Source organism: Phyllobacterium phragmitis (assembly GCF_002980495.1).
Taxonomy (GTDB): domain Bacteria; phylum Pseudomonadota; class Alphaproteobacteria; order Rhizobiales; family Rhizobiaceae; genus Paramesorhizobium; species Paramesorhizobium phragmitis.
In genome coordinates this window covers 33175-59828 of sequence record NZ_PVBR01000011.1, presented here as the reverse complement: position 1 = coordinate 59828, position 26654 = coordinate 33175, and the positions used below count along the sequence as shown (strand labels likewise).

Here is a 26654-nt window from a genome sequence, read left to right as displayed (position 1 = left end):
GCCCTTTCCCGGCATTCTGTTGCGTCTTTCCGCATGGCGGATTGCGGCGCTGGAATCAAGCCTCGCGAAGCGCCATTCTTCTATACGTATCTTGTGTTGGACGACAATAAGATTACTTTTGAATTCATGTTTTAGCCGGCAGTTCCGGCCTCCGGGAATAGCCTGAGGAGGTATCATGACCGACGCAGTTCCATCAGCCGATCTGATCGCCCCTTTGCTTGAAACGAGATGCTGCATCGTCGGCGCCGGGCCGGCTGGATTGATGCTCGGATATCTGCTGGCGCGGGCGGGCGTCGATGTCGTCGTCCTGGAAAAGCACGAGGATTTCCTGCGCGATTTCAGGGGCGATACGATCCATCCCTCGACGCTCGAAATTATGAATCAACTCGGACTCTTGGAGGCGTTCCTTCAGCTTCCGCATCAAAAGGCGTATCAGTTGCATGCGGAAATTGGCGGCCGCAGCGTCACCATCGCCGATTTCTCCCGCCTGCCTTGCAAGGCAAAGTTCATCGCCTTCATGCCGCAGTGGGATTTCCTCGATTTTCTGGCCGAAAAGGCAGCAGAATTTTCCAATTTTCGTCTGATTATGGATGCCGAGATCAACGATCTCGTGCGCGAAGACGGTGCTGTAAAAGGCATCGTCGCATGCGGGGCGGAGGGACCTTTCACCGTCAGGGCAGATCTTGTCGTCGGTGCCGACGGGCGCAATTCCACCGTCAGGCAGAAGGCGGCAATGCCCGTCCAGTCCTTCGGCACGCCGACCGATGTCCTGTGGATGAAGCTCACGCATCTGCCTGATGATCCCGTCCAGGCGATGGGACATGTCGGTCCGAAGCAGGGCTTCGTGATGATCGACCGGGACGATTATTGGCAGTGCGGCTATATCATCCGCAAACAGTCCTTCGATGATCTGAAAGCGCAGGGCCTGCCGAGATTCCGCCAGCTCCTGGCCGAGGCAGCGCCGTTTCCTGCGCAGCGTTTCGAGGAGATCACCGATTGGGATCAGGTGCATCTCCTGAGCGTGCGCGTCGACCGGCTGAAACAATGGTGGAAGCCGGGTGTCCTGTGCATCGGCGATGCCGCGCACGCGATGTCGCCCATCGGCGGCATCGGGGTCAATCTTGCCGTTCAGGATGCGGTGGCCGCTGCCAATATCCTTGCGGGGCCGTTGAGGGAGAAGCGTCTTACGGCAAGACATCTGGCTCGGGTGCAGCGCCGCCGGTCATTCCCGACCTGGGCGACGCAGCGTCTGCAACTGATGATGCGCAAGCGGCGGCGCAGGGGTGGGACAGATGCGGCGGAGCGGACGCAGACCTCAGGCGTCATGCAGAAGATCGCGCGTCGGCCGTGGCTGGCGCATGTTGCCGGACGCCTGATCGGCCTGGGCTTCCGACCCGAACGTATAGAATTGCCACTGCAGCAGCCTCACCTTTGAAGAACTGTCGGTTTTCATATGGCTGTTTGTTAAGGATGGGGAGGTGAACTGCCGAGGGGCAACTATTTGCGATTGCATCTTACAGTAGATGACATATCAGTTCCGCGGTGGAAGAAGTGAGGGGGAAGAATGGCGGGAACGAAGCGGAGGGAAGGCGGTACGCGCGGGCATCCGGCGGCGGTCGGCTGGAGACGATTTGCCGGTATCGGCATCCTTGCGATTGCAGTCTCCGCGTGTCACAGGCATGATGATATCGCGAAAGGCGAGGACAGCGTCGCGGTTGCCGTCGAACGCGTCAAATACTCAGAATTTGCCCCCGGACTTTCGCTTACCGGCGCGATCGCCGCACGCACCCTTGCCAATTTTTCCTTCAGGGTCGGTGGCCAGATCATCGAACGCGAGGCCGATGTCGGACAGCATGTCATGCCGCAGGACGTCCTGGCGCGCATAGATCCGGTGGAGCAGCAGGTTAATATCCGGACAGCCCAGGCCTCTGTAGACGCCGCAAACTCGCAGGTCGTGCAGGCATCATCGGCATTCGATCGGCAAAAGACGCTTCTCGCCCAGGGCTTTACCACGCGCCGGCAATATGACGCGGCGCAGGAAGTACTGCGTACCGCACAAAGCGCGCTGACAGTGGCGAAAAGCCAACTCGCCAATGCCCGTGACCAGCTTTCGTTCACGGAACTGCGGGCGAATATTTCGGGGATCGTAACGGCACGCAATATCGAGGTGGGCCAGGTCGTACAGGCGACAGAGACGGTTTTCACCATTGCCGAGGACGGGCCACGAGATGCCGTATTCGACGTTCAGGAAACGCTGGTGGCCGATACCAAGACCGATCCTGTCGTCACCGTCACGCTTCTCTCCAATCCTCTGATCAAAGCGCAGGGGCGGGTGCGCGAGGTTTCTCCCGCCATCGACCCGGCGACCGGTACGGTCCGCGTCAAGGTCAGCATAGCCGACACACCGCCCCAGATGACGCTTGGCGCGACGGTGACCGGCTCCATGCGGATGAAGCCTCAGCGCGCGGCAATTCTGCCGTGGAGCGTGCTCACTTCCAACGGGGGGCAGCCCGCGGTCTGGGTGATCGCGGGGGATGCCAATGTCGCGACGCTCGCCCCGGTAAAAATTCTCTCCTACGAACGTGAGCGTGTCGTCATCGAAAGCGGGCTCGAGGAGGGGCAGCGTGTCGTGACGAGAGGTACGCAATTGCTTCGTGCCGGTGAGGTGGTCGATATCGTCGAGGAGACGGGGCAATGACGCGTATTGCCGGAACACGCTGCTGGTGGTCTTTAGGGCTCGCCGCGCTGCTGATCGCTGGTTGCAGCGAACAGCACGAGGAGCATGCGGTTGCGATCCGCCCAGTCCTCTATGTGAAGGCGGAGCCACAGGTGCAGCGTACATATGGGTTCGTCGGGACTGTCGAGCCGCGCTACAGCACGAGCCTTGCCTTCCGCGTACTCGGACGCATCGTGAGCCGCGATGTGGATGTCGGCGACCTCGTCAAGAAGGGGGAGACGATCGCCACCATCGATCCGACCGCGCTCGATCTCGGCGTTCAGGCGGCGCGCGCCGACCTGGCGAGCGCGCAGGCGCAATTCGCCAATGCCTCGGCGAGCGAGGAACGGCAGCGCACGCTTCTCCAGCAGGGCAACATAGCCGAAGCCATCTATGATGCGGCCCTGCAGGCGCGGGATGCAGCGAGTGCCGGGGTGGAAAAGGCGCAAGCGGCGTTGAACAAGGCCGAGGATCAGCGCGGCTATGCGCAACTGCGATCGGATTTCAATGGCGTCGTGTCGTCGGTGAGTGCGCAGGTGGGGCAGGTGGTGGGCGCCGGACAGACGGTGTTGACTGTTGCACGTTCCGACATACGGGAAGCGGTCGTCGATATTCCCGACAGCCTGATCGGGGATATCTCGATTGAAACGGCATTCAATGTCATCCTGCAGTCGGCTCCTTCCATTCGTACGGCCGGGCGTGTCCGGCAGATCGCACCGCAATCCGACGCGGCCACGAGAACGCGGCGCGTCCGCATAACGCTGGACAAGCCGCAAGCCGCTTTCCGGCTGGGCGCGACGATCACGGCGACGCGCCATGTGCCGACGCAGCCCTCGGTGATCCTGCCCATCTCGGCGCTCCTGGAAGAAAACGGCAAGACATCGGTGTGGGTCGTCGATCCAGCTACGCAAACCGTTCGCACACAGGACGTGAGCATCGTGGCGCGCAACGCATATAGCTTCACCGCGGGCAATATCACTGCGGGTACCTACGTCGTGACGGCAGGCGTCCATAGCCTGCAAGCGGGCCAGAAGGTCAAGATTGCGCAAGAAGGAATCCAGCGTTGAAAGGTTTCAATCTCTCCGACTGGGCCTTGAACCACCGCTCGCTCGTCTGGTATTTCATGCTGGTCTTCCTGATTGCCGGCGCGTTCTCCTATATCGATCTTGGCCGTGAGGAAGATCCGGCCTTCACCATCAAGACCATGCTGGTGCAGGCTAACTGGCCGGGCGCCTCGGTGGATGAAACCATCAACCAGGTCACAGACCGTATCGAGAAGAAGCTCGAAGAACTCGACGATCTCGATTTCACCCGGAGTGTCACGACAGCCGGCAAGACCATTGTTTTCGTCAATCTGAAGGCCACCACCCAAGGGCGCAATGTCGAGGCGACATGGGTGCGCGTCCGCAATATGCTGAACGATATCAGGACGTCTTTTCCCGATGGCGTCCTCGGTCCCTATTTCAACGACCGTTTCGGCGATGTTTACGGGAATATCTACGCCTTCACCGCCGACGGGCTGACGCAGCGGCAATTGCGCGATTATGTCGAGGATGCCCGCACGAAAATCCTGACCGTTCCCAATGCCGGCAAGGTCGACCTGGTCGGCGCGCAGGACGAGGCCATCTATCTGGAGTTCTCGACACGGCAGCTGGCCGCGCTCGGCCTCGACGAGCAGGCCATCATGCAGAGCCTCCAGGATCAGAACGCCATCACGCCATCAGGCGTCGTCGAAGCGGGACCGGAACGGGTGAGCGTGCGGGTGAACGGGCAGTTCACCTCCGAAGACAGCCTTCGCGCCATCAATTTGCGGGTGAACGACCGGTTTTTCCGGCTGACGGATGTGGCGACCGTCACCCGCGGCTATATCGATCCACCCACATCGATTTTCCGCGTCAACGGGCAGGACGCCATCGGGCTCGCCATCGGCATGAAGCCGAACGGCAATCTCCTGGAGTTCGGCGAGGCGCTGAGCGAGACGATGAAAAAGGTGGTGGCGGAGCTGCCAGTCGGCGTCGGCGTGCATCTGGTCGCTGACCAGCCCGTGGTGGTCGAGGAGGCGGTGTCGGGCTTTACCCGCGCGCTCTTCGAAGCCGTCGCCATCGTCCTTGCGGTGAGCTTCATCAGCCTCGGGGTCCGGGCCGGCTTCGTGGTGTCGCTCTCCATCCCGCTGGTGCTCGCCATCACGTTCCTGACGATGAGCTATCTCGATATTTCGCTGCAGCGCGTTTCGCTGGGCGCTCTCATCATCGCGCTCGGGCTGCTGGTGGACGACGCGATGATCGCCGTCGAGATGATGGTGGCGCGGCTGGAGAGGGGCGATCCTCTCAACAAGGCCGCGACCTATGTCTACACCCATACGGCGTTTCCCATGTTGACGGGAACGCTGGTGACGATCGCCGGCTTCATGCCGATCGGCCTCAATTCCAGCCAGGCGGGCGAATATACCTTTACGCTCTTTGTCGTCATCGCGGTTTCGCTGATCGTGTCGTGGATCGTGGCTGTTCTCTTCGCGCCGCTTCTGGGCGTGACGTTCCTGCCTGCTACAATGCCCCATCACGAGGAAAAGCCGCGCCGGTTCTTCCTGGTGTTTTCGCGTGTGCTGCGCCTGGCGGTTCGCCATCACCGGCTGACCATCATCGCCACCGTGCTGGTGTTCGCGCTTTCCGTCTTCGGCCTGCGGTTCATCGAACAGCAGTTCTTTCCCTCGTCCGACAGGCCGGAACTGGTCATCGACTGGAAACTGCCGGAAAGCAGCTCCATCGCCGAAACGAAGGCCGAGATGGAGCGTTTCGAGCAGACGATGCTCGTGGGCAATCCGGATATCGAGCATTGGAGCAGCTATATCGGCCAGGGTGCCGTGCGTTTCGTGCTGACTTTCGACGTTCAGCCCGCCAATCCCTATTTCGGCCAGATGATCATCGTCTCGAAAAGTATAGAGGCGCGAAACCGGCTGAGGGCGGCGTTCGAAACCGTGCTCTGGAAGGATTTCGTCGGGACGGACACCTATGTGAAGCTCCTGGAGCTCGGACCCCCTGTCGGCAGGCCGGTGCAATACCGCATCAGCGGACCCGACATCCAGGCCTTGCGCGGCTTTTCGCAGGACCTGGCCGGAATCATGAGCGCCAATCCCCATCTGGGGATCGTGACCTATGACTGGAACGAGCCGGGCCGAGTGGTCAAGGTCGACGTGATGCAGGACAAGGCCCGGCAATTCGGCGTCACATCCAAGGCCATTGCGACGACGCTCAACAGCGTCGTCGGCGGCGTCACCATCACGCAGGTCCGCGACGCGACCTATCTCGTCAGCGTGATCGCGCGGGCCGATGCCAAGGAGAGAGGCTCGATCGAAACCTTGCGGGATCTGCAGATCGCGACCGGGACGGGCGAATCCATACCGCTCGCGTCGATCGCCAATTTCCGTTACGAACTCGAGCAGCCCGTGGTCTGGCGGCGCGGCCGCATTCCGACGATCACGGTTGCGGCAGGCATCAACAATGCCGTAATGCCGGCGACGGTCGTTGAAGAACTCGCGCCCGATATCCAGGCCTTTGCCGAAAAGTTGCCCGCCGGCTATTCCATTGCGACTGCCGGTACGGTCGAGGAAAGCGCCAAGAGCCAGGGACCGATCATCGCTGTCGTGCCTTTGATGCTGTTCGTCATGGCAACGATCCTGATGATCCAGCTTCAGAGCTTCCAGCGGCTCTTCCTGGTGGTTGCCGTGGCGCCGCTCGGCCTGATCGGTGTCGTCGCGGCACTTGTGCCAAGCGGCGCGCCACTCGGCTTCGTCGCCATTCTCGGCGTCCTGGCGCTGATCGGCATCCTGATCCGCAATTCGGTGATCCTCATCGTGCAGATCGAGGACCTGATCGGGGAGGGCGTGCATCCCTGGAACGCGGTCATCGAGGCGACGCAGCATCGCATGCGGCCGATCGCGCTGACGGCGGCGGCGGCAAGCCTGGCGTTGATCCCGATTGCGCGCGAGGTGTTCTGGGGGCCGATGGCTTACGCGATGATGGGCGGCATTATCGCCGGTACGGCGATCACGCTCCTGTTCCTTCCCGCGCTTTACGTTGCATGGTTCCGCATCAAAGAACCGGAGAAGAATACAGAAGAACGCCTGTCGACGTGATAGGATAAAGGTTCCGTATCGCTTTTTTTCGTCCTTTCCTTGATCCGATACTTCTGGTTAGGAAAGATATATTATCGTTATAGGAAATACGGAGAGGTTCGCTAATATCACCGCGACGGCGGTCGTCCAGGCGGATGTTCCATGGCCTGTTATATCATCAGGTTATCGGTTGGACGCGGCAGCGTCGAAGTTCACGAGGGGCCTTTGATGCGCATGATCGAGTGTTTTTGGGAATTCCTGTTCTTGGCGCGGCGTTCCACTTTTCTTTTACTGGTTTTTTCACTTCTTGCCCTGGGCTTTTCCGTGTCGGTAGCCCAGTCACAGGCGACCGCCAACTGGTCGGGCGTATGGGATACGAAGTGGACCGGGGGCGGTGCGCAGGTCGAATTCGAGCAAAACGGCACGAAGGTAACCGGCCGCTATTCGCTCTACAATGGTCGTATCGAGGGCAAGGCGGATGGCCAGAAACTCATCGGCCGCTGGTTTGAAGGCGATCGGCAGGGCGAATTTCTCTTTGTCCAATCGCAGGACGGTTCGAGCTTCATGGGACGCTTCGATTATGCCACAGCGGAATGGTGGACCGGGGTTCGCGTCGATGCGTCGCAATATCAGAGCATACAGATCGATCAGTCGAGCCCGATGACGACCATGCGCACGTTCCTGCAGGCGATGAACGAAAGTGGCGCCGATAATATCTCGCGGGGCGCAGGCGGCGGCATGGCGTTGGTCAGCAAGGCCGCTGGTCTCGTCGATGTCAGTGAAGCCGATCGCGGCGGCCTCAACATCGGCAACTATGTGCATGAGCTTTTTTCAGTGATAGACAAGCTGACCTTCCGCCTCTGGAACATCCCGCACGGGCAGATTTCAGGCGACGAGGTGACAGCGAAGCTTGGTCAGTTCGATACCGACGTGACATTCGACATCACCTTCCGGCGCAAGGGCGATAAGTGGTTTATCGTGGGGCCGCCGCTTGCCGCGCTGCAGGCCAAGAACACGGAACTCGCCAATGCACGGGGAGAGCCGGTGGATGCCGTTACCGAACCGGCAAAGCTCAGGACGCCGCGCGACACCTTCAAGATGCTGCTCAGCGGTTTTTCCGGCAACAGCGATCTACCAGCCGATACCACGCTCAACATGCGTGATTTCAGTGCGGCTGTCCGCGATGACGATGCCCGGTTGCTCGGTCGCTATCTGAAGAAGGTGATCGACCGGATCGGTTATGTTTATTGGCAGGAGATCCCAGATGATCCCAAGAGCAAGACGCCTTTCGTCTTTTTTCAGCATCCAGCTGGCAACATCGTCATCGGTCCGGTCGAAACCGATGACGGTGTGATCTGGCAGTTCACGCCGCAGACGCTGCACCATATTCGCGCCCTTTATGCTGCTGTCGAGGATACGCCGGTTGCGCCGGAATTCGCGGCTTTCGCATCGGATGATCCTTATTTCAAAGCCCGTTCGCTTGCCCGTTCGATCAATCCGGACCTGCTCAAGCGCGCCGGCCCTATCGATCGCTGGCAATGGTTGCTGCTCGGCGTTTTCGGTGTGCTCGGCATTTTGTGCGGCTTCCTCGTGAACGCCGTGACTTCAGCCGTTTCCGGCAGTTGGTCCAGCCGGTCGGCACCGTTCATGCGGGTGCTCGAATGGTCGACGCGGGCCATCGTTTTCGGCCTGTTTCTACTCCTTGCGGAGCGCATGCTGGGATTGCCCGACGTCGTCGCCGCGCCGGTCAAGGCCCTGGCCTGGACGGCGATCCTGATCGGCGCCGTTCCGATCCTCTGGCATCTCATCGGCGTGATCGCCGACAGCTATCGTGGGCGCTGGGTGTTGCCCGGTTATCACGAGACGCTGATTGCGCTGCTCACCGGTGTTGCCCGCGTCGCGATCATCGTGGTGGCCTTCCTGCTTCTTGCCAAGGTGTTCTCCATTCCCTACCAGCATGTGCTGGCGGGACTCGGTATTGGCGGCCTCGCGGTGGCGCTTGCCGCACAGCCGACGCTGCAGAACTTTCTCTCAGGCCTGACGCTCTATGCCGACAGGCCGGTCAGCGTCGGCGATTTCTGCAAATTCGACGATATGCTCGGCACCGTCGAGCATATCGGCATGCGTTCCACGCGGGTGCGCTCGCTCGACCGTACCGTGATTTCCGTGCCGAACTCGGATTTCGCCAATATGAAGATCGAGAACTATGCAAGGCGCGACCGCATCCGTTTCACCACTACGCTGCAATTGCGCTACGAGACGACCGCCGATCAGTTGCGCTACGTGCTTGCCGAATTGCGCCAATTGCTGATCGCTCATCCCGGCGTCGTTGAAGATCCCTGCCGCGTCCGTTTCGTCAATTTTGGCGAATATTCGCTTGATGTCGAGATATTCACCTATATCAGCACGTCAGATCATTCCGAGTTTCTCGCCATACGCGAGGACATTTTCCTGCGCATAATAAAGGTCATGGACGATGCCGGCGTCCAGTTCGCATTCCCGTCATCGGTTGAATACAGGGGCAACGATATCCCGATCGATGAGGAAAAACGCGAGGAAGCGGAAAAGAGGGTCGCGGCATGGCGCAGTGAGGAAAAGCTTCCGTTCCCCGATTTCACCATAGCGGACAAGGCGAAGATGAGTGATACGCTCTCCTATCCGCCGGAAGGCTCCATACAGGCCCATGCGCCTGAGCCGGAAATGAACGGCAACGGCAAACGTCCCAATCAGTCGCGCTGGAGCCTGTTCCGGAGCAAGCCTGCGAGCTGATTTGGGGATCACCCGACGCGTTCGCGTTCGGCGAGGAAGTCGAGCAGGGCGCGTATGCGGGCAGGCAGGGGGCCGCCCTGGCCGAGATAGACCGCGTGCACCTCCTCCAGATCGCGAGGGTTGCAGTCTTCGAGGACGGTCACGAGGCGGCCTGCCTTGATGTCGTCTCGGACGGTGAATGCGGCGACCCGGGCAAGGCCTGCGCCTGCGAGCGCCAATTGCCGCATGGCTTCGCCGTCGCTGACCTGGACATTGCCGATGACGGGAAGCGTGACGGCCTCACCCTCATAGATGAGCGGCCAGCCCTCGATAGTCCTGGCGTAGCAGAAGCCAAGGCGGTTGTGCTTTTCGAGCTCGGGAACGGTGTTTGGATGCCCGAACCGCTTGAGATAATCCGGTGACGCGACGATCATCATACGCGTCGCGCCGAGCTTGCGGGCGACGAGACTGGAGCTTTTCAGCGGACCGGCACGCACCGCGACATCGGTGTGTTCCTCGAGAAGGTCTATCACCGCATCCGTCTGCACGATGTTGAGCGCGATATCGGGGTAACGCGCAAGGAACTCCGGCACCAATGGCGCCAGGATATGGGTGGCGAACGAGGCATTGGTGTTGAGGCGAATGCGCCCGGCGGGCTTTTCGCCTGACGAGGCATTGCGTTCCGCCTCGTCGAGATCGGCAAGGATGCGCGTGCTGCGCTCGTAAAAGGCGCAGCCCTCCGGCGTAAGCTGGAGTTTTCGCGTCGAGCGGTTGACCAGCCTTGTTCCGAGACGCGTTTCCAGCCGGGTGATCAGTTTGCTCACGGCCGATGGCGTCATCCGGCAGGCGCGTGCGGCGGCGGAGAAGCCGGCCATTTCGACCACTCTCACGAAGACTTCCATTTCGCCGAAGCGATTGACGTCCATGCGGCTCATGATGAATTCAATTCATAAATGATGTTCCTGTGCGCTCTCTATATCATCGTACGGCATTCGTCCATAGTCCAGTGAATTGGAATCATCTTGAAGAGGCGGCTATCATGCCTTTGGCTCTCTATGCCTTGACGGCTGGTGCATTCGGCATCGGCGTCACTGAATTCGTCATCATGGGCCTGTTGCTGGAGGTCAGCGCCGATCTCCACGTCACGATTGCATCCGCGGGCCTTCTGATCTCCGGTTATGCACTCGGCGTCGTTGCCGGTGCGCCGGTTCTGACCGCTATGACCAGCCGCTGGCCGCGCAAGGCTGTGCTGCTCGGCTTGATGGTGATCTTCACCATCGGCAATGCTGCCTGCGCGCTGGCCCCGGACTACGGCTTCCTGATGGCGGCGCGGGTGCTTACCGCCTTTGCCCACGGCACGTTCTTCGGCGTCGGATCGGTGGTCGCTACCAGCCTCGTCTCCCCGGACAAACGGGCCTCGGCCATCGCCATCATGTTCACCGGCCTCACCGTCGCAAATATCCTCGGCGTTCCCTTCGGCACCTGGCTCGGCCAGCAATTCGGCTGGCGCGCGACTTTCTGGGCGGTGGCGATCGTCGGAAGCGTGGCGTTCGCCGTCATCGCGCTGCTCGTACCGAAGGACAAGGCTGCGCCTGAAGCCGGGGATTGGCGTGCCGACCTCAAGGCGATGGCGCGACGGCCGGTGCTGCTCGGGCTTTTGACGACGGTGCTGGGCTATGCCGGCGTCTTCGCGGTCTTCACCTATATCGCCCCGGCGCTGACGCAGATCACCGGCTTTACCGAGAGCGCCGTTTCGCCGATCCTGCTGGTCTTCGGCGGCGGGCTCATCGCCGGCAATCTCATCGGCGGGCGTCTGGCGGACCGGCATCTCGTCCGTACCGTGATCGGCACGCTGATCGTGCTTGCCGGCGTGCTCGGTCTGATGACCTTCGCGCTGCATGACAGGATCGCCGCCGTCGTCTTTGTCGGACTGCTGGGCGCTGCTGGTTTCGCGACCGTCGCGCCGCTTCAGATGTGGGTGCTGTCGAAGGCGGAGGGCGCGGGGCAGAGCCTTGCCTCCAGCTTCAACATCGCCGCCTTCAATCTCGGCAATGCGCTCGGCGCCTGGGCCGGCGGCGCGGTGATCACGCATGGAGCGGGCCTCGGCGCGATCCCGCTGGTTGCCGCGCTCATCACCCTGGGCGGCCTTGCCGTCGCGATCTTGAGCATTCGTCTCGACCAGAAGCCGGCGCTGACCTCCGTGGCAACCGGCAACGCCTGAACAATATCGACCAACAGCAACAAGCGAGAAAAATCATGGAATACAGACATCTGGGTGCAGCCGGCCTGAAGGTTCCGGTTCTCAGCTTCGGCGCGGGAACATTCGGCGGGCAGGGGCCGCTTTTCGGCGCATGGGGCAGTACGGACGCGAGCGAGGCGCGGCGGCTGGTCGATATCTGCCTCGAGGCGGGCGTGAATATGTTCGACACCGCCGACGTTTATTCGAACGGCGCTTCCGAGGAGGTGCTGGGCGCGGCGATCAAGGGCCGCCGCGATCAGGTGATCATCTCGACCAAAACAGGCCTGCCGATGGGCGATGGGCCGAACGATGCGGGCACCTCGCGGCCAAGGCTGATCAGGGCTGTCGAAGATGCGCTGCGTCGGCTGGGTACGGATTACATCGATCTCCTGCAACTGCACGCCTTCGACGCGGAGACACCTGTAGAAGAAGTCGTGTCGGCGCTCGACGATCTCGTGCGTGCCGGAAAGATCCGCTATGTGGGCGCTTCCAATTTCTCCGGCTGGGAAATGATGAAGTCACTGGCAGCGGCGGATAAGCACGGCAATCCTCGCTATGTCGCGCATCAGGTTTATTATTCGCTGGTCGGGCGCGATTATGAATGGGAGTTGATGCCGCTCGGTCTGGATCAGGGCGTCGGCGCGCTGGTGTGGAGCCCGCTTGGCTGGGGGCGGCTCACCGGCAAAATCCGCCGCGGCCAGCCCTTGCCGGAACAGAGCCGGTTGCACCAGACCGCCGAATTCGGTCCGCCGGTGGATGACGAAAGGCTATTCGATATCATCGATGTGCTTGATGCGATTGCCGAGGAAACCGGCAGAACCGTTCCGCAGATCGCGCTCAACTGGCTGCTACGGCGTCCGTCCATCTCCTCGGTCATCATCGGCGCACGCAACGAGGAGCAGCTACGCCAGAATCTCGGTGCCGTCGGCTGGGCGTTGACACCTGAACAGGTCGCCAAACTCGATGCGGCGAGCGAGGTCACCGCAGCTTATCCGTATTTCCCCTATCGCCGTCAGGAGGGCTTCGCCAGGCTCAATCCCCCGGCGGTGTGATAAAACGAAGCGACGGGGCAGGCGGATCAGCCAGCCCCTCTATTGTCGACCATCGCCTTGACTGCATCGAGTGATGCCGCGGTGATATCGAAGATCTGGTCGATCTCAGCCTTGGTGATGATGAGCGGCGGGCAGAAGGCGATCGCATCGCCCATATTGCGGGCAATCAGGCCGCGCTCATGCATCGCGCGGTTCATCATTGCGCCGAGAACGCCGGGTTCATCGGCGAATGCTGCGTGATAGACCTCAAGCGCGCCGATCAATCCGACGCCACGTGCCTCCACGGCGAGCGGGTGGGCCTCCAGCGAACGCAAGCGCGCCTGAAAATGCGGGCTCAGTGTTCGTGCGTTTCCGACCAGGTCGCGTTCCTCTATGATGGCGAGGTTTTCCAGGGCGACAGCAGCGGCTACCGGGTGGCCGCTGGCGGTATAGCCATGGCCGAAGGTGCCGATTTCAGCTGATTCATCGGCAATCGGCTGGTAGACCCGATCATTGATGAGCACGGCGGAGATCGGCATATAGGAGGAAGACAGCTGCTTCGACAGCGTCATGATATCGGGTTCGAGCCCATATTTTGTCGAGCCGAACATCTCGCCCGTGCGTCCGAAGCCGCAGATGACCTCATCGGCGATCAGCAGGATGTCATATTTCTTGAGAACCGCCTGGATGGCCTGCCAATAGCCGGTAGGCGGCACGATCACGCCGCCGGCGCCCATCACCGGCTCGCCGATGAAGGCGGCGACCGTTTCCGGGCCCTCGCTCAGGATCATATTTTCGAGATCCTTGGCGCAGCGCCTGGAGAATTCGATTTCGCTCTCCCCGGGGACGGCGCCGGCACGGTGGTGCGGGCATGTGGTGTGCAGGATGCCCGGCATCGGCAGATCGAAGGAGCGGTGATTGTTGGGCAGGCCGGTCAGGCTGGCGCTGGCAAGCGTCACGCCATGATAGCCCTTGAAGCGTGAGATGATCTTCTTCTTTTCCGGCTTGCCGAGCGCGTTGGAGCGATAGCGGACCAGCTTGACCACCGTGTCGTTGGCTTCCGAGCCGGAATTGGTGAAATAGGCCTTCGACATCGGCACAGGGGCCATGGCGATCAGCTTTTCCGCCAGGTCGACGGAGGGCCCATGCGTCTTCTGCGTGAAAGTATGATAATAGGGCAGTTTGGCCATCTGGCGCGTTGCGGCCTCGATCAGGCGCTTCTCGCCAAAGCCGACGGCGACGCTCCAAAGCCCGGCCATTCCCTCGATATAGCGCTTGCCATTGTTGTCGAAGACATAGATGCCTTCGCCCCGCTCGATGACCAGAGGCCCTTCGGCCTCATGCTTGCGGGCGTTGGTATAGGAATGGAGCTGATAGGCGATATCTCGAGCTTCGGTGGAATTAGGCTGATAGGACACGGTGTTGCACCTGCGATTTTGAATGATCAGCTAAAACGAGATGAGACCAGATGGAAACAGAATTGTTCTTAATCTCGCTCTAGGAATAGCGGAGCGTCATGCGCTAGGGAAGGCGGGGAGACAGCTATTTTCGGGCCGATCCTCGTCAGCAGGTTTGAGGCCGGTCACTGTGTCTTGTTGAACCGCTTGTCCAAATGCTCCGCCCAATGCCGGAAACTGTTGGTGAGGAGCACGAGGTCGTTCTGCAATTCGAGCTTGAGGAGTTCCCAGTCGACGCCATGGGCATTGTCGAGTTTCACGCGGAGTCTTGCCTGAAGCTGCCTTGCCCTCTCGTCGAGTTTTGTGAATTCCGTGGTCTGCGCCGAGGTCAGGGTGCTGCTTGTGTGCAAGCTGGCGAAACTCCCCAGCTTTCTTGTCAGTTCGTCAAGCTTTGCATCCAGTTCGGAGAATGTTGCGTCATTCATGTTTCCAACTCCTGAACGATCGGTTGCCTGTTCGGACCAGGAACAACAATTATACTACATGTTGAAGGCTATGGGCAGATTGTGTCCGCATTGGCGTTATCGGCGTTACGCCGGGTGTTCCGATGCATGAAATTTTCGTGAGCGCGCCGCGAGCGTCATGAGAGCATTCATTTGAATGAGCGGCGCTCTGGCGTTGCGTCACATCGGCTGAACTTTCAACCAAGCTCTTTATAGGCCTGCATTGCGATCTGGCGGAGTTCCGCACGTGGCAGCCCGCCGACCAGGGCGCAGTTGATCGTTTCGTCCCGCCAGAAAAAGGCTTCCAGCCCGTCGAGGGTGGTGTAGTGGAAGGACGATTCCGGCCCGTTCGACGTCGGCACGATATAAAGCGTCACGCGGCGTCCGGTCTTGTCCTCGTACATGAACTGGGCGGCCGGCCTGCCGCCTGCGGGCAGGAGCCTGCCGCCGACCAGATCGAAGCCGAGCGCCCGAAGGTCGGGAATGTCGAGCGGCCGATCGAGGCGCTTCGACAGCCAGGCCGCAAGATGGGCGCTCTGGTCGGCGCGCACCTCGACCGGGTGGATGATCTCGCTCGCGTAGAGATTGTGGGCGGCGACGGCCTCCTCGACCAGCGGCATCGGTGCCGAACGCGTGGAATTCGTCAGATTGTGCCCAAACCAGCCGCCTGCGGCACCCATGGCGAAAAGCACAATGCCGGCGGCGGCCATGCGCTGCCAATTGCGTGATGCGGTCTTTCGGTCATCCGCGATGCGATATGCCCCTAAATGCTCCGGCACAGGCTCCTCTCCCACATGGCCGTAGAGCGCCCGCAGCGCCTCGTTCTGGCGAGACCAGCTTTCGACGGTTTCGGCGTCCGCCGGATTGCTCGCGAGATGGTTCTCGACAACGGCGCGATCGCGCGCTTCCAGAACGCCGTCGACATAGGCGTGGAGAGCATCGTCCGTTACGGGGTACTTCTCGCGGCTCATTTCACGGTCCTCAATCGTGATGCACCTGTTTCGGTCAGATGGCGGAGCGTTGCGCGCGCCCGGCCCAACCGCGACATCAGCGTGCCGATCGGGACGCCGAGTAATGAAGCGGCGTCGGCATAGCTCAGGCCTTCGATCACGACGAGAAGCAGCGCCTCGCGTTGTTCGGAGGGCAGCGCCTGCATCGCCTTTGCCGTTTCGGCAAGCGCGAGGCGGCCGGGCTGGGCGGCAAGTCCCTGCGGTTCGCTCGGCAGCGTGTCGAGCGGAACAGGAGCGGGCGTGCGACGGCGACGCCTCAGATCGTTGCGATATATGTTCAGGAGGATTCTGAAGAGCCATGCCTTCAACGGCCCCGAGGGGCGCCAAAGCCCGCTTTTTCGGATTGCCCGTTCCAGGCAGTCCTGGACGAGATCGTCGGAATGTCCGCATCATGGGTCAATGCCCGCGCATAGCGCCTGAGCGCCGGAACGCATGTCTCGATCTCGTCCAGGAACCGGGACATCGGCGTGGTTATTCTGTCGCGACGTGCCAGACGCCGCCGACGCCGTCACCGGTCGTATCACCGGGCTTCTTGTCACTTTCCCAGAGATAGAGGGGCTTGTCTTCATACGCCCATTGCATGGTGCCGTCCTTGCGCTCGACGAGGGTGTAATCTCCATCCGGCGAAGCGCCTTCGGCGGCTACGAGCGGGGGCCATTTCGCGGCGCATTGATCATAGCAGTTCGACATGTCCTTCGTGTCCTTGTCGAAGGTATAAAGCGTCATTCCCTTGGCATCGGTCAGCACCTCTCCCTTGTCCGTCTTCATCGACTTGATCGCACCGCCGGCATAATCGTCGGCGTGCGCGAGTGGCATTGCAAGTGTGAGGGCTGCAACGGTGAAAAGCATGGAACGAATAAACATCGGTGTCTCCTTGGGTTGGCTAATTCCTGGCCCCGCGAAAGAAAGAACAGCTTTCGCGCGCGTTTATTCCCGGCCGGCGCGGTTTTTTTCCAGAAATTCCGCTGCACCAACCTGGGCGATCGCAAGGCTTATGCTTGAGGGTGCATGCCTCGGGAAAACCGAGGGGATGATATCTGCGGCAGTCAGCCGTTGAACTGCGCCTTGCCTTCGCGGTCGAGGGCCTGGAAATCCTCGTCCGATAGCGTGATGTCAGCGGCGGCGACATTCTCTTCCAGATGCGCGACTTTCGACGTGCCCGGGATGGGCAGCATGACCGGGCTGCGTTTGAGCACCCATGCGAGCGCAATCTGGCTTGGCGCCACGCCATGCTTTCTGGCGATCGTATCCAGCAGAGAATTCGGCTTGGCGAGATCGCCGGCCGCGAGCGGATACCAGGGGATGAAGCCGATATTCTGCTTTTCGCAATAGTCGAGCACATCTTCGCTGGTGCGGTCCACGAGATTGTAGCGGTTTTGCACCGTCGCTACCTTGAAGACCTTGGAGGCAGCCTCGATATCGGCGACGGAGACTTCACTCAAGCCGGCGTGGCGGATGATGCCGTCATCGAGAAGCGATTTGATGGCGTCGAACTGTTCGTCGCGCGGCGTCTTCGGGTCGATCCGGTGAAGCTGCCATAGGCCGATCTGTTCGAGGCCCAGACGGCGAAGGCTCTTGTGCGCCTGCTGGATGAGATATTCCGGGCGTCCGAGCGGGATCCATCGATCCGGTCCGGTGCGTGTTAGCCCGCCTTTTGTCGCGACGAGTATATCGCCATAGGGGTGAAGCGCCTCACGGATCAATTCTTCGGAGATATCGGGACCATAGGAATCGGCGGTGTCGATGAAATTGACGTCGAGATCGCGAAGGCGCTTCAACGTTCGGATCGCCTCCGCCCGGTTTTCCGGTTCACCCCATATGCCCCGGCCGGTGACGCGCATGGCGCCGAAGCCAAGCCGATTGATCCTGATGTCTTCGCCGATTTCGAATGTTCCGGATTTGGCTGCCGTGGGTATTGACATGGCTCGGATACCTTTCCTCGATGGCTTTGGGTCTTCTGGGGGTGCCTTGGAAATATCTTGAATGATTTCGATCACAAAACCAAATCCGCCGGCCGGGATTGTGTTCCCGTAGCGATGCCGAATTCAAGTCATATTGCGTTGATGCTGAATCAGGTGGTCGACTTCACCCGCTCTCCATCGTTTGCGAGGTGAATGTCGAATTCGTGGGCAATGTCCGGCATCGCCGGCAGCAGGCGAGGCCAGCGTGATATAAACGGCATAGATCTTATCGAAAATCGTCCGATGTCAGTACATAGATGTTCTTGCGGGCGTGGGAGTAGGCTTCCCGCGCAACATCGTGAATTGAACTTAACGATGCATCGAAGGCCTTCAGATATTCCGCTTCGGCAGAGGGTGAGGATGACGGCTTGGAAAAGGCGTCGACTTCGATGAAAAACGGAACTTCGAACATGCCATCGTGGCCAAGGAAGCGGACGCGCTGTCGCTCGTCATCGTAACTCCGGCTCCGATTGGGAAAAGTAAGCGCCATGATAAGCTCCTTGCAGCCACTTGCTGGATAATTCCTTAAATCGGAATTGATTAAGAATAAAATTACGCAGCATTTCAAAGTGTTAGAGCGTCCTTTGCGCGTCCAATTGGACGCGCGGCGCTCTAAAGTAGCCGGTTGTCCTCTACCGTTCGACGGGCACGCCGTAATTTTCCGTCGCTATCGGCAGTCTTTCGTTTGACGGCTTTGGCTTCTTCGCGCTCGGGATTGGGGGCGCTGTCGGCGGATGAATTCTGCGGAGCCCGAACCGGCTTCGGGTCTGCAATGTCTTTTTTGAAGCGGATCATCAAAAAGCTCCTTTGAATGAATGCAATGGTTTCCACACTCAGCCCTTGGGTTTGCGGCGCGCGTCGATGGCACTGTTGGCCTGCTTGACCTGCGAACCGAAGGGCGTTTCGACCTTTGGAGCCGTCTTTTCCTTTTTCGGTTTTCTGGCCTCGCGGTTGCTGCGTTGTTGTCCTTTCGCCATTGCGAAATCTCCCTTGATTAAAAATATTGCCTGAAACGAGCGATGCTTCGGGTGCACCGGCTGCGAGTTCGATGCTCTCGCGCAAGGCCGAAGCGGTGGTTCGGTGGCGAACCATTTAAACTTCCTGGTCGCGAATGCGTAGGCCGGCGGTGATTATTGCGCCTTCCGCGCCCTAAATTGTACGCGGTCGTGGTGTGGCCGGAATTTCATTGCAGTTCTTTCTGCGGCCAACAAATGAAGCGCGCATCCTTATATACGCTCTTTGGCACCCGAATAATAGGAGTGCCAAAGATTATTTCCCGGATAAAAGTATAAAGTATATTCAGTGCTTCATGCGTATTTGAAAGTATTTTCAAACATTGACGTTTCTGTCTGGCATGAATTCTTCATGAAATTGCTGGCGAAGCCGGAAGGGCCGCTGTTTCCTTGCCCGAGAAAATGATCGGCGCGAATAAAAGCACGCCCGCGAAGGTGATGAATGACGAGCTCGCAACGAGCCGCTCCATGGCCGGGTCACCGGGCGAAAGCATAGCCTCCGGCAGCCGCATGTCGCGTTCTGCGCCGCAATCCCAGCCAGCCAGGCCTAATTGTTGGCGCCTGGAACGATCACACGGCGACCGCCGCCCTTCGTGGGGACCTCGAATCTGATCGGCCGATCAGTATGGCGGGTGATCTGCCGGCCGGGGCGGTCCTTTCGATAATCGGGACGATCAGGCCGATCAGGACGATCAGGCCGGTTATAATCGGGCCGATCGGGGCGGTGGTCCCGACGATGGTGGCGCCTGCCGCGATAATAATCACGATCATAGATGCCCGCGCCGCCGCCATAATAGCTGCGGTCGTAGTCGCGGCCATAATACCTGCCCGGTCCATCGTACCCGCCATAATAGGATCCGCCTTCGGACATGCACCCGGAGAGCGACAGGCCGGCAAAACCGACCATTGCGGCTATAGCCAAGGATTTCATCGACATGGTTCTACCTCCAAAGAATGAGATATGGAGCGTCAGGTGCCGGTCGGCAATCCTGGCAGGGCGATCGTCGCCCGGCATGGTTATCGAAATCGATATGACCATCGACCGGGCCTTTCAGGCATCGAAGCAAGATTTCTGCCTTCATCGTTTCCAGCATATCGTTTCTGGCCGGCCAGAATATGGCGGGTCATCCGCGCCAGCCATTTCCGGATTTCGCACGATATATTACACTTGAAAAATGTAATTTACATTTGTATCGTGCCGCTGAAATCCTATTTTAGACGCTGTTTCCGGAAGCCAGATGAGCCGTGCCCTTTTCATTCGTGGAGCCCACGATGCCTATGTCGCCCCGTTCAATCTCCGTGAGGGGCAGACGGGCGAAGTGCTCATCGATGTCGCTTCCGTGGGGCTTTGCGGTTCGGATCTCCACTATTTCAAGGATGGCGGTATCGGCTCGGCGGTGGTGAAGGAGCCATTCGTGCCGGGGCACGAATTCGGCGGCTATCTCTGCGAGGATCTCGACGAGCTGGGGCTTTCGCGCGGCGCGCTTGTCGCCATCGATCCGAACAAGGCCTGCGGCCATTGCGAGTTCTGCGAACGCGGGCATCCCAATCTCTGCCCGAATGTGGAGTTCATCGGTGCGCCGCCCTTCGACGGAGCGATGACGGAGCGCATCTGGGTGCCAAAATCGCAGATCGTGCCACTGCCTCGGCAATTCGGCCCGCTGGAGGCGGTGATGCTCGAGCCGCTCGGGGTGGCCATTCACGCCGTCGATCTGGCAAAGCCGCGACTGCTGGAGCAGGTGGCGCTGATCGGATGCGGGCCAATCGGGCTGCTCATTCTGCAGGTTCTGAAGGCGGCAGGCGCGGGCGAGGTTCTGGCGGTCGATCCGCTTGAGCACCGGCGAATCATGGCAGCCAGGCTTGGCGCGTCGCGGACCGGGCAGTCTGTGGACGACATCCGCGAGTGGACCAGGCGCGAGGGCGCGCCTCTGGTCATCGAGGCGACGAATTCGCCGCTGGGCTTCCGCGATGCCGTCATTGCCGCGAAAATCGGCGGCCGCGTCGTTCTGGTCGGCATTCCCGATGGGGATGTCTACACATTGCCTGCCGCCGAGGCCCGCCGCCGCGGGCTGAAGATCAAATTCGCACGCCGGATGGGGGAGGTCTATCCGCGCGCCATCGAACTCGTCGCTGGAGGAAAGGTCGATGTCGCGTCGCTCGTGACGCATCAGGTCGGCCTGGACGAGGCACCCGACACGTTCCGCAACCATGCGGACAACGCGCCGGGCTACATCAAGAGCCTGATCTATCCGAATGGGATACCAAAACAGGGAGGATGACGTGAGGAAATTTCTGTATGCATCGCTGAGCGCGCTGGCGCTCATGGCCGGCGCGGCGTCGGCGGCTTTGGCCCAGGATTGGCTGGAGACCGCCGGAAAGCCCTTTGAAGGCAAGGAGATCAATGTGGTTTTCCTGGACCGTCCAGGTTATCGCGCGATCATCAAGCTCCTGCCGGAATTCGAGAAGAAGACGGGGATCAAGGTCAATTACGAGATCGTGCCCTATGAGAACAGCCGCGAAAGGCAGGTGCTCAACTTCACCTCGAACGGCGATCTGACCATTGCGCTGGTCGATCTCGTCTGGATCGGAGAATTTGCGGAGAACAACTGGATCGTGCCGATCGACGAATTCACCTCGGATCCATCGATCACCGATCCCAATCTGAAGCTGGAGGGCTTTTTCCCGTTGCTGCTCGAGGCGTTCGGCTCCTGGGGCGGTAAGACCTACGGCCTTCCCTTCGACAATTATTCGGGGCTGCTGTTCTATAATTCCTGCCAACTCAAGGAAGCGGGCTTCGACAAGCCGCCCGAAACCTGGGACGCATTGTTGAAGGATTATGCGCCGAAGCTGACGGATGCGAGCAAGAACCAGTATGCCTTCGCGCTGCAGTCGCGGCGCGGCGAAACCCAGTCGGCGGACAGTTTCATGCGTGTGCTCTGGCCTTTCGGTGGTTCGCTCCTGAACGAGGAGTTCAAGTCGAACCTCCTCAGCGAAGCCAGCCAGAAGGGGCTGACATTCCGTCAGGACCTGATGAAGTACATGCCTCCGGGCATCGTCAGCTATGACCATGCGGAAGCCGTCAATGCGCTGGCGCAAGGGCAGGTGTCGATGATCACCGAATGGTCGGCCTTCTATGGCACATTGACCGATCCGGCGACCTCCAAGCTCGGCGATTGCCTTGCCGTCGCGCCGGAACCGGCCGGTCCGGCGGGACGCCTGCCGGCGCTGGGCGGCTTCTCGCTTGCCGTTGCCGAACAGGCTCCCGATGATCTGAAGAAGGCGTCCTGGCTTTTCATCCAATGGGCAACGTCGGAAGAAATCGCGCGTCCTTACGTGGAAGCCGGCGGCGTATCCGGCCGCACATCGATCTATGAGGATGCCGACATCAAGGCGAAATACAAATTCGTCGAGCCGATGGTCGCCTCCTGGCAGAAGGGCGTGCCGGAATTCCGTCCGCGTTTCCCGGCCTGGCCGGCCATCTCGGAAATCATCGCGGAATGGGGAACCAAGATGATGCTCGGAGAGGTCTCGACCGAGGCCGGCGCCAAGGAGATCGGAACCCGCATGGAGGATATTCTGAGCAAGGAAGGCTATTACGACGGCAAGCGGGAATTGCTGCAATAGTCTGAAATCGGCGGGTGGGAACCTCCCCACCCGACCGGTCGCCGCATAGGCATGTATCCTGGGGAGGAGGCGTTCTTGAAGCTATACGATCAGGCGCTTGCGGAGCTTGGCGCGGTTTTCGAGCGTATCGACGAGCAGGCGGTTGATGATGCCGTCGCCGTGATTGCCGGTGCCAGGCGCATCGTGCTTTACGGGGTCGGCCGTGAAGGATTGCAGATCAAGGGCTTTGCCATGCGGCTCCATCATCTGGGCCTCGAGGCCGCCGTCGTCGGCGACATGACGACGCCGCCGGTGGGCGAGGGCGATCTGCTGATCGTTTCCGCCGGACCCGGCAGCTTTTCGACCGTTCTGGGACTGATGGGAGAGGCGAAGGCAGCCGGCGCGAAAACGCTTGTCGTCACTGCACAGCCGAATGGCGAGGCGGCAAAGCGTGCGGATCATATGCTGACCATTCCGGCTCAGACGATGGCGGATGATGTTGGAACTGGCGTGTCGGTTCTGCCGATGGGCTCGCTCTACGAGGGCGCGCAATACATTCTCTTCGAGGTGATGGTCCTGAAGCTGCGGGAGCGGCTTGGCATTTCGGCCGAGGCGATGCGCGCCAATCATACCAATCTGGAATGAGCGGCAGCTTGAATCGGACGCTGAGAGGAGGAGAGTTGGTGGAACGGACAGAGACGAGGCTTAATCCGGGTTATGGACGCTGGACACCATTCTGGTTTCTGGCACCCGCCGTATTCGCGCTGCTCGGCATCGGCATCTATCCGGTGATCTCGGCGCTGGTCACGTCATTCCGGCGCTACAATATCACTCGTCCGCGCGAGGGCTTTCCCTTTGTCGGGTTCGAAAATTACATCAATGTCCTTTCCGACCAGACCTTCTGGCAGTCGATGGGACTGACGGCGCGTTTCTTCGTGACGGTCCTGCCTTTCCAGCTCTTCTTCGGCATCTGCATCGCCCTGCTTCTGCATCGGCCCGGCCTCGGAATGCTCAGGGCGTTGGCGCGCATATCGCTCGTCGTGCCGCTGGCGACGACCTATGCCGTCGTCGGCCTGATCGGGCGGCTGATCTTCAACCGGGATTTCGGCGTCGCCAACCAGTTTCTCAATGCCATCGGGATCGGCGGCATGGACTGGCTCGGCTCGCCGACCGGCGCGTTCATCGCCATCGCGATCATGGATATCTGGCAATGGACGCCGTTCTGTGCGCTGATCTTCCTCGCCGGCCTGTCCATGGTGCCGGTCGAGATCGAGGAGGCGGCGCGGCTGGAGACGAGTTCGAAGACGGCGCTGCTGCGCCATGTGCAATTGCCCTATCTGCTGCCCGGCCTCACTGCGATGCTGATCCTGCGTTCGGCCGATATTCTCAAGCTCTTCGACATGGTCTTCGTGATGACGCGTGGCGGACCGGGCGCTGCCACCGATCTCGTCTCGATCTATATCCAGCGCGTCGGTTTCCGCATTTTCGACATGGGCACGGCCTCGGCTCAGGCGATCCTGCTCCTGATCGTGACCATCGTGCTGAGCCGTCTCTATATCAGGCTGATCTACAAGGAGATCGAGTGATGTCCATGACGCTTCGCCGGGTGCTGCACGGGGCGGGATTGGTCGCCGTCCTTTGCTTCACGCTCTTTCCCTTCTACTGGATGGTGTCCTCCAGCTTCAAGGACCAGAGCGATCTGCTGGCATCGCCGCCGGTGTGGTTCTTCACGCCGACGCTCGCCAATTACGCCGATATCTTCGCGGACGAAAAAGTGTTCGGCTCGATCGTCAATTCAATGATCGTGGCGACGCTGACGACGGCGCTCTCCGTGCTACTCGGCGCGCCGGCGGCTTATGCGCTGGCCCGTTTCGAGTTCCGCGGCAAGTCGGATCTGTGGTTCTGGTTCATCTCGAACCGCATGATCAGCCCGATCGTGCTGGCGCTGCCGGTCTATCTCCTGGCGCTGCAACTCAACATCCTCGACACGCATCTGGTGCTGATCCTGATCTATCTCACCTTCAACCTGCCGATCGTGGTGTGGATCTGCACCGACCAGTTCCGCTCCATTCCGATCGAACTCGAACAGGCGGCGCGCCTCGATGGCGCGGACCAGTTCACGATCTTCCGCAAGATCTATGTCCCGTTGGGATTACCCGGTATCGCGGTATCGGCCATTTTCAGCTTCATCTTCTCCTGGAACGAACTTCTCTATGCGCTGGTGCTGACGCGGCGCAGCGTCCAGACCGCTCCCGTCATGGCGACAAGCTTCATGTCCGGCTATGAACTGCCCTGGGGCAAGATCATGGCGACGGGCACGGTGATCGTGCTGCCGGTGACGATCTTCGCGCTGCTGGTCTCCAGGCATATGGTCCGCGGGCTTACCATGGGCGCGACCAAATGACGGAGAAGCAGCCGGCATCCATTCCGCTCGGGATCAATCTCTCCTTCTGCGTGAAGCGATGGGTGACGCCCGATCTGTGGGCGCCGATCGTGCGCGAGCAATTGGGCCTCGATCTGGTGCAGCTTTCGTTCGATCTCGTCGATCCGACCTGGCCGGAGGATGTACTGGCCGATTGCGCCAAGGACATCCGCAACGCTGCGGAGCGGTACGGGATCACGGTCCACAGCGCCTTCATCGGCCTGGCCCACTATACGTTCAATCAGCTTCTTCATCCCGAGCCCCGGCTTCGTGATATCGCCGAGGAGTGGATGAAGAAGGCTTATCGCTTCGCGGCAGATGCCGGGATTTATCGTGTCGGCGGGCCATTGGGTGCGGTCGCTTCTGGGATAGATGGCAAGGAGCTCGATAGCATCCCGGCGGCGGAGTATGACGATCTGATCGCCCGCATGGGCCGGCTTTCGCGGACCGCGAAGGAGTGCGGGATCGTCGAGCTCTATGTCGAGCCGACGCCGATGCGCCGCGAATGGCCGTGGACGGTGGCGCAGGCCAAGCGCATGGCTGCCGATCTGGCGGGGTCGCCCGTGCCGTGGAAATATTGCGTTGACTGGGGACACGCCACCTTCGAGCCGCTTTACGGGCGTGATCGCGCGGGAATGGCGGAATGGTTCGAAGCGCTCGCGCCTGATATAGGCATGGTTCATCTGCAGCAAACCGATTTCCAGTATGACCGCCATTGGGATTTCAGCGAGAGCGGCGCGGTCGATCCCGGTGAGGCGGCAGCCTTGCAGCGGCGGTTCGGGCTTGCCGACAGGCCGGCTTTCCTGGAAGTGTTTTATCCTTTCGAGCGGGACGATCTGTCGATACTCAAGGCGTTGAAGCATTCGATATCGATGCTCAAACCGGCTTTTGCCCAAGAGGGCCTGAGAGAGAACCATTGAACGAATTCACCGCAAACGAAGCACAGTCCAATATGTCAGGCGATACGGACCAGATCCGCGCGCGCGTCGCCTGGTATTATTATGTCGGTGGCCTCACCCAGCAGGAGATCGCCGACAAATTGCACATCACCCGCCTGCGGGTGAACAAGATCGTCGTCCAGGCGAGGAGCGACGGTCTGGTCAGTGTCGACATAAAGATGCCGCTTACGCATTGCGTGGTGCTCGAGGAGAAGCTGAAGGAGCGGTTCGGCCTTGTCGATTGTTCCGTGGTGCCTTCGGTTTCCAATCTGGAGGATCTGCATCGCGTGCTTGGTCGCGCGACGGCTGCGATGCTCGATCCGCTGCTTGTCGACGGCAAGGGGTTCGGCATCGGCTGGGGCCAGACGCTTTCGGCGGCGAGGCGGCATCTGACGCCGCGCCGCCTTCCCAATGCGTGGGTTGCGGCGCTGATGGGCGGGCTGACGCGCGGATCGGGTACGAACACATTCGAGGTATCGACGGAGTTCGCCCGCATGCTGGGCGCCGAGTGCTATTACGTGGCGGCTCCGATCTATTGCCCGTCGAGCGAAAGCCGCACCACCTTGCTTACCCATTACGGCCTTGCGGAGACGATGGAGCGCGGCCGCAGGACGGCGGTGGCGCTGATCGCCTGTGGCGATCTCTCCAGCCATTCACTTCTGGCGAAGACCCAGATCGTGACCGAAAATCTGCCGACTTTGAAGGCGGCGGGTGCCGTTGGCGATATTCTCGGTGTGTTTCTCAATGAGGATGGCAAGCCCGTCGATCATCCGCTGAACCAGCGGGTCATGGCGATGCAGCCCTCGGATTTGAAGCTGATCCCGTCATCGATCCTCGCATCGGGCGGCATGCACAAGGTGCCGATCATCAGCGCGGTGCTCAAGGCCGGCTATGTCAACCGCCTCGTCACGGATGAAGACGTAGCCGAAGCCATTTTGAAGGGTTGACGCATGATGAGGACG

23 protein-coding genes and 1 pseudogene are annotated in these 26654 nt (G+C 60.4%); 14 read left to right on the top strand and 10 right to left on the bottom strand.

The genetic code is table 11. The features are described 5' to 3' along the window. The first annotated feature begins 175 nt into the window (after positions 1-175). From C5748_RS15580 to C5748_RS15560, 5 genes are all read left to right on the top strand, one after another. Entirely contained in the window at positions 176-1435 is a 1260-nt protein-coding gene (locus tag C5748_RS15580) for an FAD-dependent oxidoreductase (protein WP_105742861.1), read from the top strand. A gap of 129 nt (positions 1436-1564) precedes the next feature. Then, positions 1565-2698 (top strand): efflux RND transporter periplasmic adaptor subunit, encoded by a 1134-nt coding sequence (locus C5748_RS15575; protein ID WP_105742860.1) that lies wholly within the window; start codon positions 1565-1567, stop codon positions 2696-2698. Next, positions 2695-3783 (top strand): efflux RND transporter periplasmic adaptor subunit, encoded by a 1089-nt coding sequence (locus tag C5748_RS15570; RefSeq protein ID WP_105742859.1) that lies wholly within the window; start codon positions 2695-2697, stop codon positions 3781-3783. Before C5748_RS15575 ends, C5748_RS15570 begins: the two co-directional genes overlap by 4 nt. A 56-nt stretch (positions 3784-3839) precedes the next feature. Next, positions 3840-6848 (top strand): efflux RND transporter permease subunit, encoded by a 3009-nt coding sequence (locus tag C5748_RS15565; protein ID WP_425350267.1) that lies wholly within the window; start codon positions 3840-3842, stop codon positions 6846-6848. 141 nt (positions 6849-6989) lie between these two features. Then, positions 6990-9596: a mechanosensitive ion channel family protein gene (locus tag C5748_RS15560; RefSeq protein ID WP_105742857.1), complete on the top strand. Its 2607-nt coding sequence runs from the start codon at positions 6990-6992 to the stop codon at positions 9594-9596. Positions 9597-9604: 8 nt separating this feature from the next. On the opposite strand, the gene C5748_RS15555 is transcribed toward C5748_RS15560, so the two are convergent. After that, on the bottom strand, positions 9605-10510 hold the full coding sequence (locus C5748_RS15555) for a LysR family transcriptional regulator (RefSeq protein WP_105742856.1): 906 nt from the start codon (positions 10508-10510) through the stop codon (positions 9605-9607). Positions 10511-10614: 104 nt separating this feature from the next. Between C5748_RS15555 and C5748_RS15550 the strand changes: the two genes are divergently transcribed. Together C5748_RS15550 and C5748_RS15545 are read left to right on the top strand one after the other, a co-directional pair. Then, the gene (locus C5748_RS15550; protein ID WP_105742855.1) at positions 10615-11796 is read left to right on the top strand and encodes an MFS transporter; all 1182 of its coding nucleotides are present in this window, start codon (positions 10615-10617) and stop codon (positions 11794-11796) included. 35 nt (positions 11797-11831) lie between these two features. After that, positions 11832-12866 carry an aldo/keto reductase gene (locus C5748_RS15545; protein WP_105742854.1) on the top strand — a complete coding sequence of 345 codons (1035 nt, stop codon included), beginning with the start codon at positions 11832-11834 and terminating at the stop codon, positions 12864-12866. A 26-nt stretch (positions 12867-12892) separates the two neighbouring features. Here C5748_RS15545 and C5748_RS15540 read toward each other — a convergent pair whose 3' ends face one another. The 9 genes and pseudogenes from C5748_RS15540 to C5748_RS15505 form a co-directional block, all read right to left on the bottom strand. Continuing rightward, positions 12893-14263: an aspartate aminotransferase family protein gene (locus C5748_RS15540; RefSeq protein WP_105742853.1), complete on the bottom strand. Its 1371-nt coding sequence runs from the start codon at positions 14261-14263 to the stop codon at positions 12893-12895. A 164-nt stretch (positions 14264-14427) separates the two neighbouring features. Beyond that, positions 14428-14727 (bottom strand): hypothetical protein, encoded by a 300-nt coding sequence (locus C5748_RS15535; RefSeq protein WP_105742852.1) that lies wholly within the window; start codon positions 14725-14727, stop codon positions 14428-14430. 215 nt (positions 14728-14942) lie between these two features. After that, on the bottom strand, positions 14943-15716 hold the full coding sequence (locus C5748_RS15530) for an anti-sigma factor family protein (protein ID WP_105742851.1): 774 nt from the start codon (positions 15714-15716) through the stop codon (positions 14943-14945). Beyond that, positions 15713-16218: pseudogene (locus C5748_RS15525) on the bottom strand (sigma-70 family RNA polymerase sigma factor). The gene C5748_RS15530 and the pseudogene C5748_RS15525 overlap by 4 nt, the downstream one beginning before the upstream one ends. An 8-nt stretch (positions 16219-16226) precedes the next feature. Then, positions 16227-16619, bottom strand: coding sequence for a COG4315 family predicted lipoprotein (locus C5748_RS15520; protein ID WP_105742850.1), 393 nt, complete (start codon positions 16617-16619; stop codon positions 16227-16229). A 182-nt stretch (positions 16620-16801) separates the two neighbouring features. Continuing rightward, positions 16802-17677 carry an aldo/keto reductase gene (locus tag C5748_RS15515; protein WP_105742849.1) on the bottom strand — a complete coding sequence of 292 codons (876 nt, stop codon included), beginning with the start codon at positions 17675-17677 and terminating at the stop codon, positions 16802-16804. 265 nt (positions 17678-17942) lie between these two features. Continuing rightward, positions 17943-18206 carry a DUF1488 family protein gene (locus C5748_RS15510; protein WP_105742848.1) on the bottom strand — a complete coding sequence of 88 codons (264 nt, stop codon included), beginning with the start codon at positions 18204-18206 and terminating at the stop codon, positions 17943-17945. A gap of 122 nt (positions 18207-18328) precedes the next feature. Continuing rightward, a complete protein-coding gene (locus tag C5748_RS28225) occupies positions 18329-18808 on the bottom strand; it encodes a hypothetical protein (protein WP_158259865.1) in 480 nt (159 codons plus the stop codon). Positions 18809-19276: 468 nt separating this feature from the next. Then, positions 19277-19666, bottom strand: a complete 390-nt coding sequence (locus C5748_RS15505) for a hypothetical protein (RefSeq protein WP_146119533.1) — start codon at positions 19664-19666, stop codon at positions 19277-19279. A gap of 301 nt (positions 19667-19967) precedes the next feature. Between C5748_RS15505 and C5748_RS15500 the strand changes: the two genes are divergently transcribed. From C5748_RS15500 to C5748_RS15470, 7 genes are all read left to right on the top strand, one after another. Next, positions 19968-21008: a zinc-dependent alcohol dehydrogenase gene (locus tag C5748_RS15500; protein WP_105742846.1), complete on the top strand. Its 1041-nt coding sequence runs from the start codon at positions 19968-19970 to the stop codon at positions 21006-21008. A 1-nt stretch (position 21009) separates the two neighbouring features. Next, on the top strand, positions 21010-22353 hold the full coding sequence (locus tag C5748_RS15495) for an ABC transporter substrate-binding protein (RefSeq protein WP_245581818.1): 1344 nt from the start codon (positions 21010-21012) through the stop codon (positions 22351-22353). Positions 22354-22428: 75 nt separating this feature from the next. Continuing rightward, entirely contained in the window at positions 22429-22977 is a 549-nt protein-coding gene (locus tag C5748_RS15490) for an SIS domain-containing protein (protein WP_245581817.1), read from the top strand. Positions 22978-23015: 38 nt separating this feature from the next. After that, complete coding sequence (locus tag C5748_RS15485) at positions 23016-23918, top strand: carbohydrate ABC transporter permease (RefSeq protein ID WP_245581816.1); 903 nt, start codon at positions 23016-23018, stop codon at positions 23916-23918. Next, positions 23918-24736 carry a carbohydrate ABC transporter permease gene (locus C5748_RS15480; RefSeq protein ID WP_105742842.1) on the top strand — a complete coding sequence of 273 codons (819 nt, stop codon included), beginning with the start codon at positions 23918-23920 and terminating at the stop codon, positions 24734-24736. Before C5748_RS15485 ends, C5748_RS15480 begins: the two co-directional genes overlap by 1 nt. Next, positions 24733-25674 carry a TIM barrel protein gene (locus C5748_RS15475; protein ID WP_105742841.1) on the top strand — a complete coding sequence of 314 codons (942 nt, stop codon included), beginning with the start codon at positions 24733-24735 and terminating at the stop codon, positions 25672-25674. The genes C5748_RS15480 and C5748_RS15475 overlap by 4 nt, the downstream gene beginning before the upstream one ends. Further along, positions 25671-26639, top strand: coding sequence for a sugar-binding transcriptional regulator (locus tag C5748_RS15470; RefSeq protein ID WP_245581815.1), 969 nt, complete (start codon positions 25671-25673; stop codon positions 26637-26639). The genes C5748_RS15475 and C5748_RS15470 overlap by 4 nt, the downstream gene beginning before the upstream one ends. Positions 26640-26654 lie beyond the last annotated feature (15 nt).